The sequence below is a fragment of the Streptomyces sp. NPDC058662 genome (assembly GCF_042716255.1).
Classification (GTDB): Bacteria; Actinomycetota; Actinomycetes; order Streptomycetales; family Streptomycetaceae; genus Streptomyces.
In genome coordinates, this window is the sequence record NZ_JBHXRU010000136.1 from 1 (window position 1) to 6,009 (window position 6,009).

The 6,009-nt window shown below is 74.0% G+C and carries 7 protein-coding genes; 4 read left to right on the forward strand and 3 right to left on the reverse strand.

Annotation, left to right across the window (positions count from 1 at the left end; genetic code table 11):
* Positions 1-153: 153 nt before the first annotated feature.
* Positions 154-1,527: an acyl-CoA synthetase gene (locus tag ACFWUQ_RS29135; RefSeq protein ID WP_384543969.1), complete on the reverse strand. Its 1,374-nt coding sequence runs from the start codon at positions 1,525-1,527 to the stop codon at positions 154-156.
* A 506-nt stretch (positions 1,528-2,033) separates the two neighbouring features.
* Between ACFWUQ_RS29135 and ACFWUQ_RS29140 the strand changes: the two genes are divergently transcribed.
* Both ACFWUQ_RS29140 and ACFWUQ_RS29145 read left to right on the forward strand, forming a co-directional pair.
* Positions 2,034-2,534, forward strand: coding sequence for a DUF1772 domain-containing protein (locus ACFWUQ_RS29140; RefSeq protein WP_384543971.1), 501 nt, complete (start codon positions 2,034-2,036; stop codon positions 2,532-2,534).
* 47 nt (positions 2,535-2,581) lie between these two features.
* Entirely contained in the window at positions 2,582-3,055 is a 474-nt protein-coding gene (locus ACFWUQ_RS29145; protein WP_384543973.1) for a GNAT family N-acetyltransferase, read from the forward strand.
* 251 nt (positions 3,056-3,306) lie between these two features.
* Here the strand turns inward: ACFWUQ_RS29145 and ACFWUQ_RS29150 are convergent, their stop codons facing one another.
* Positions 3,307-4,170, reverse strand: a complete 864-nt coding sequence (locus ACFWUQ_RS29150) for an alpha/beta fold hydrolase (RefSeq protein ID WP_384543975.1) — start codon at positions 4,168-4,170, stop codon at positions 3,307-3,309.
* An 88-nt stretch (positions 4,171-4,258) separates the two neighbouring features.
* On the opposite strand from ACFWUQ_RS29150, the gene ACFWUQ_RS29155 reads away from it, so the two are divergent.
* Positions 4,259-4,849, forward strand: coding sequence for a TetR/AcrR family transcriptional regulator (locus tag ACFWUQ_RS29155; protein ID WP_384543977.1), 591 nt, complete (start codon positions 4,259-4,261; stop codon positions 4,847-4,849).
* Positions 4,850-5,061: 212 nt separating this feature from the next.
* Complete coding sequence (locus tag ACFWUQ_RS29160) at positions 5,062-5,607, forward strand: flavoprotein (protein WP_384543979.1); 546 nt, start codon at positions 5,062-5,064, stop codon at positions 5,605-5,607.
* A 171-nt stretch (positions 5,608-5,778) separates the two neighbouring features.
* Here the strand turns inward: ACFWUQ_RS29160 and ACFWUQ_RS29165 are convergent.
* The coding region (locus tag ACFWUQ_RS29165; RefSeq protein ID WP_384543981.1) for a DUF664 domain-containing protein at positions 5,779-6,009 on the reverse strand (231 nt) is incomplete at its 5' end.

Sequence of the window (6,009 nt, forward strand, 5' to 3'; positions counted from 1 at the left end):
CCGGTGGAGTGGCGCCGGGCCGCCGGTGCGGTGGCCACGGGCCGGTGCCGGGCCGGTGGTTCGGTGGCGACGGGCCGGTGCCGGGCCGGTGGTTCGGTGGCGGGGCGCGTAGAGGCGTGGTGTGGGGCCCGGTTCGGGCGGGGCGTCCGGTTCTCAGGTGGGGTTTCGGGGCCCGCCGGTGGTCTGGTCGGTGGTTTCGTCGGTGAGGAGGAGGTGTTTTTGGGGTTTGCCCATGGCGTTGCGGGGGACGGCGGTGATGAAGCGGACCTCGCGGGGGCGTTTGTGGGCCGACAGGTGGGCGGCGACGAAATCGGTGAGTTCGCTTCCCGAGACGCCGTGGGCGACGACGAAGGCCACGATTTTCTGGCCGAGGTCGGCGTCGGGGACGCCGACGACGGCCGCTTCGCTGACGTGGGGGTGGTCCAGGAGCGCGTTCTCGACCTCGCCCGCGCCGATGCGGTAACCGCCGGACTTGATCAGGTCGGTGGAGGCCCGGCCCACGATCCGGTGGACGCCGTCCGCGTCGATGGCGGCGATGTCCCCGGTGCGGAACCAGCCGTCCTCGGTGTAGGCGGCGGCCGTGGCCTCGGGGCGGCCCAGGTAGCCGGAGAACAGGGTCGGGCCGGTGAGTTGGAGTTCCCCGATCTCGGCGCCGGGCTCGGCCGCCAGGCGGGTGCGGATCGCGGGCAGGGGGGTGCCGACGGTCTGGGGGCGGACCTCGCCGTCCGCGCGGCCGCTGACGGTGATCAGGGTCTCGGTCATCCCGTAGCGCTCGACGACGCGGTGGCCGCTGAGGCGTTGGAGGTCGCGGAAGACGGGCGCGGGCAGGGCCGCGCTGCCCGAGACGAGGAGGCGGGCCCGGGACAGGGCGCCGGCCGCGGCCGGATCGGCCGCCACGCGCGACCACACGGTGGGTACCCCGAAGTACAGGCTGCCGGCAGCCTCGGCGTAGGCGCGGGGGGTGGGGCGGCCGGTGTGCACGAGGCGGCTGCCGGTGCGCAGGGCGCCCAGGACGCCCAGGACCAGGCCGTGGACGTGGAACAGCGGGAGTCCGTGGACCAGGGTGTCCTGGGCGTTCCACTGCCAGGCCTCGGCGAGGGCGTCCAGGTCGGCGGTGAGGGCGGCGGTGCTCAGGACTACGCCCTTGGGGGCGCCGGTGGTTCCGGAGGTGTACAGGATCAGGGCCGGGTCGGCGGGGTCGGCGGGCGGGCCGGGGTCGTGGGAGGAGCGGCGTGCGAAGTCGACGGGTACCAGGTGGGCTCCGCTGTCGCGCAGGATGTGCTCGCGTTCGGCGGGCCCGGCGTCGGGGGGCAGCGGTACGCAGGGGACGCCGGCCAGCAGTGCGCCGACCACCGCGGCGACGGTCTCCAGGGAGGCGGTGGCGGTGACGGCGAAGACGGGGGCGCCCGCGATGTCGGCGGCCACCTGGCGGGCCGCGCCGAGGAGTTCCTCGTAGGAGGCGCGGCGGCCGGCGACGGTGATGGCGTCCGCGCGGTCCCCGTGGACTCCGGTGAGGGCGCTGAGCATGACGGCGGCTCCCGTGGGGGCGGCGGCGGGTGGACGCGGCCAGCCTACGGGTCCTGCCCCGCCCCGCACCGGCACCCGCACCGGCACCGGCCACCCGTACCCGTACTCGGCGCAGCACGGCACGGGGCGCAGCACGGCACGGGGCACGGCGGGGCGGGCACGACGGGGCACGGCGGGGCGGCTGGATCGGGAGCAGGATCCGGGGGCCGCGTAGCGCCCGGCGCCGGGGGTGTGCCCCTATGATGCGGCGAAACTGCGGGCGCGGCGGCAGGGCCGGGCGGTCGCGGCATCGCGAGGCCCCAACGGCATCGCGTCGCACGGCGGGGCAACGGCAGGGCACGGCGGCGCTGTCGACGGCAGAGCACCGCACGGCACGGCCGTCGCACCGCACGGCACGGCCGTCGCACCGCACGGTACGGCCGTCGTACGGCATGGCACGGCACGGTAGGGCGTTGCAGGGTGCGGCTTCGCACGGTGGGGTGTGTGGGCGGGGATGAGCGGGGGGTATGCGGGTGGAAACGGCACGGTTGCTTTCGATGGTCGCAGCGACGATCACCACGGGTCTGGTCAGTGGTCTCTTCTACGCGTTCGCCGTGTCGGTGATGCCGGGGTTGGCGCGTACCGGGGACGGGACGGTCATCGAGGTGATGCGGCGGATCAATGTGGCGATCCTCAACGGCTGGTTCGTGCTGGGTTATGTCGGGGCGCCGCTGTTCACCGCGTTGGCGGTGGGGCTGCATGTGGGTGAGGGGTGGCGGGGGCCGCTGGGGCCGCTGGTGGGGGCGTTGGTGTGCTACGTCGCGGCGATGGTGGTGACGGGGCGGGTGAACATCGCGTTGAACAACGCGTTGGAGCGGGCCGGGGCGGGTGGGCCGGTGGCGGATCCGGCGGCGGTGCGGCGTGCTTTCGAGGGGCCGTGGGTGCGTGCGAACGTGTGGCGGACGGTGCTGTGCACGGTGGCGCTGGGTCTGCTCGCGTGGGCGCTGGCGCTGCACCAGGTCGGTTGAACCCCCCGGTCGGCGGGGCGTGTTCGTGGGCGACTTAGGGTGGGGGCATGCTCAGCTCGACACCCCATCTGGCTCCGGTGACCGCGGACAACTTCGACGCGGTGTGCGCGGTGCGGGTCCATCCCCGTCAGGAGCACCTCGTCTCGCCCGTCGTGAAGTCGCTGGCGGAGGCCTACGTCCACGGGGAGGCGGCCTGGCCGCGGGCGGTGGTGGCCGGCGGGGAGGTCGTCGGGTTCGTGATGGCATTCATGGACATCGTGTGGGATCCGGCCCGGGATGTGCGGGAGCGGCGCTCGGGGATATGGCGGTTGAACATCGACGCGGGCCATCAGGGCAAGGGGTACGGCCGGTTCGCGGTCGGGGCGGTCGTGGAGGAGCTGCGGCGGCGGGGCGCGGATCGCGCGTATGTGACGTGGCATCCGGGTGAGGACGGGCCGCAGCCGTTCTACCTGGGGTTGGGGTTCTCCCTCACTGGTGAGAGCAGCGGCGGCCAGGCGGTGGGCGTACTCCCCCTGTCCTGACCGGCCCGACCCGGGACGCGGGGCCCGGGGGCGCGGGGTGCGGGGTGCGGGGTGCGGGGTGCGGGGTGCGGGGTGCGGGGTGCGGGGTGCGGGGTGCGGGGTGCGGGGTGCGGGGTGCGGGGTGCGGGCGGGCAGGGGGGTCGCAGCACCTGGGGCCGGCCGGAGGTGTTCGCCGGGTGCGGGTGTTGGGCTGGTGGACGTGGTCGGCGGGTGCGGGAGTGGCGGGGGTGCGGCCCGTCTGCCGCGCCGCCCTATGCCTGGTTCTGTCGTGGGACGGGCTCGGCTCCCGTCTGGATGAGGAAGTCGGTGAGTGCTTCGGCGAGCCGTTCGGGTTGGTCCTCGGGGATGAGGGTGGACGAGTCGGCGATCTCGACCAGCCGGCCCTGCGGGTACAGCTCGGCCAGGCGGGGGCCGTGCTCGCGGGGCATCAGCCGGTCCTCGGTGGCCCATACGACCAGGACCGGGCGGTCGAAGTCGCGCAGGCGCTCGCTCCAGGCCAGCAGGGTGCGGCGGTCGGGCGCCGAGGTGGCGAACTTGGCGAAGTCCCTGCGGATGGCCCTGCTCGACGTGGCGGGGGCGAACCAGTCGTCCATGACCTCCGCCGGGATTCCGCGCAGGCTCATGCCGCCGTAGCCGTTGCGGTGGTCGCGGAAGGCGGGGATGCGCATCAGGCGGGTCAGGAGCCGGACGCCACCGGGGATCGCGCACACCGCGGCCACCGCCTTCGCCGCTCCCGGGGGGAAGTTGTCGAATGCCTCGCACGCCACCAGTACCAGGCGTGCGACGCGTTGGGCCCGCCCTTCGGACACCAGGAACTGGCCGCCGCCCCAGTCGTTGAGGACCAGGGTCACCTCGTCGAGGCCGAGCCGCTCGATGAACTCGCCCAAGAGCAGTGCGACACCGCGGTGGGACACATCCGCGTCGGCTCTCATCGGCTGCCGGTGGCCGCCCAGCGGCAGGGTGGGCAGGATGCAGCGGTAGCCCTCCAGCAGCGGTACCACCTTGCGCCACTGCGTCTGGTTCATCGGCAGGCCGTGGGCGAAGACGAGTACCGGCCCTTGGCCGCCGGTGTCCTGGTAGTCGATGGGTCCGGCCGACAGGTCGATCCCGGGCATCACACCTCCAGTTGATAGATCGTTCTAATGTAGGGTAGTGGGCCCGGTGGGAACAGGTGCAGGCCTGGCGCAGTGGAGGCGAAGGACTATGGGACAGTCGGACACGCGGGGCCGGATCCACGGTGCGGCCACGGCCTTGTTTCGCCGCAACGGCTACGCGGGCACCGGGCTCAAGCGCATCGCGGCGGACGCGGACGCGCCCTTCGGCTCGATCTACCACTTCTTCCCCGGCGGGAAGCAGCAGTTGGCCGAGGATGTGGTCCGCACGTCGGGGGCCGAGTACGGCCGGATGGTGCTGGCCCTGCTGGAGAGCGTGCCGGACCCGTTGGACTCCCTCGTGCACGCCTTCGAGGCGGCCGCGGACGACCTCGCGGCGACCGGCTACGCCGACGCGTGCCCGATCGCGACCCTGGCGTTGGATGTGGCCAGCAGCAACGAGGTACTGCGGGTGGCGACGGCCGAGGTGTTCGAGGAGTGGGTGGGCGCCGCCGCGCGGTGGTTCGGCCGCTGGGTGGCGGACCGTCAGGCGGCGCGGTCGCTCGCCCTTTCGCTGATCATGATGCTGGAGGGGGCGTTCGTGCTGTGCCGGGCCGCCCGCGACCCGGAGCCGCTGCGGGTGGCCGGGCACGCGATGGCCGAACTGCTGCGCACGGCCATGGCGCAGGCGGCCGAGGGCTGAGCGCGGCCGTGGCGGGGGGCGGGCGAGGCGGGGGGCGGGCGAGGGTTGAGCACGGCCGTGGCGGGGGCGGGCGAGCTGCTGTGCGGAGCGCCGGGGGGAGCCGGATTCCGGTCTGTGGGTGGTCCGGTAGGGGGGCGCGCGTGGTCCGGTACGGGGGGCGCGTGTTGGCGGCCCTTGGCGTCGGCGCTGCGTCAATATGATCACATGGGCGTATGACGAGGAATCTGTACCTGTTCTGCTCTGCCGCGGAGCCCGTCTTCGACGTGGCCCATGTGATCGAGGATGCGCAGTCGCGGGGGTGGGACGTGTGCCTGGGGCTGACGCCGACGGCGGCGCGGTGGGTGGCCGGCAGCCTCGACGGGTTGGCCGCGTTGACGGGTCGGCCGGTGCGCTGGCAGTACAAGCTGCCCGGGGAGGCGGATGTGTGGCCGGACGCGGACGCCCTGCTGTTCGCTCCGGTCACCTTCAATTCGGTGAACTCCTGGGCGCTGGGCCTGAGTGGGCGGTTCACGGCCGGGGTCGCGGCGGAGGCGTTGGGCCGGGGCACGCCGGTGGTGGCGATGCCGTGTGTGAACGCCGCGCTCGCCGCGCATCCGCAGTTCGAGCAGTCCTTGTCGGTGCTGCGCGGTGCGGGGGTGGACGTGCTGTGGGGTGAGGGCGGGTTCGTTCCCGGGGAGGTGGGCGCGGACACGCGGGCGCGTTTCCCCTGGCAGGCCGCGCTGGACGCGGTGGACCGGCGGGGCGCCGCCCGCCCTTGACCCCCGATCCCCGGAGCTGACCCCCGAGCCCCGCCGTTCGCCCGCGACTTGCGGCGTTCGGCCTCGGCTTCGGGGGTCGGGCCTTGTCCGGGGTCGGGCCTTGGTGTCCGGGGTCGGGCGTTGATGTCCGGGGTGGGGCGTTGATGTCCGGGGTGGGTGGCCGGGGGTGGGTCATTCGCCGGTGGCGCCGTCGATGGCTTCGCGCAGCAGGTCGGCGTGGCCGTTGTGGCGGGCGTACTCCTCGATCATGTGGGTCAGGATGTAGCGCAGTGAGTACTCCTGGTCGCCGTCGCGGCCGCGGGTGCCTGGATCGGCCGCGGGCGCGGCCGCGCCGCCGGCGCGGGCGGCCGGCGCCACCCCCCCCGCCCCGTCTGAGAAAAAAAAAATAAGCAGCCCGCCAAA

Coding starts and splice junctions, on each gene's coding strand:
- ACFWUQ_RS29150 (WP_384543975.1), bottom strand. CDS start 4,170: ATGCCCGGGATCGACCTGTCGGCCGGACCCATCGACTACCAGGACACC.
- ACFWUQ_RS29155 (WP_384543977.1), top strand. CDS start 4,259: ATGGGACAGTCGGACACGCGGGGCCGGATCCACGGTGCGGCCACGGCC.
- ACFWUQ_RS29160 (WP_384543979.1), top strand. CDS start 5,062: ATGACGAGGAATCTGTACCTGTTCTGCTCTGCCGCGGAGCCCGTCTTC.
- ACFWUQ_RS29140 (WP_384543971.1), top strand. CDS start 2,034: ATGCGGGTGGAAACGGCACGGTTGCTTTCGATGGTCGCAGCGACGATC.
- ACFWUQ_RS29145 (WP_384543973.1), top strand. CDS start 2,582: ATGCTCAGCTCGACACCCCATCTGGCTCCGGTGACCGCGGACAACTTC.
- ACFWUQ_RS29135 (WP_384543969.1), bottom strand. CDS start 1,527: ATGCTCAGCGCCCTCACCGGAGTCCACGGGGACCGCGCGGACGCCATC.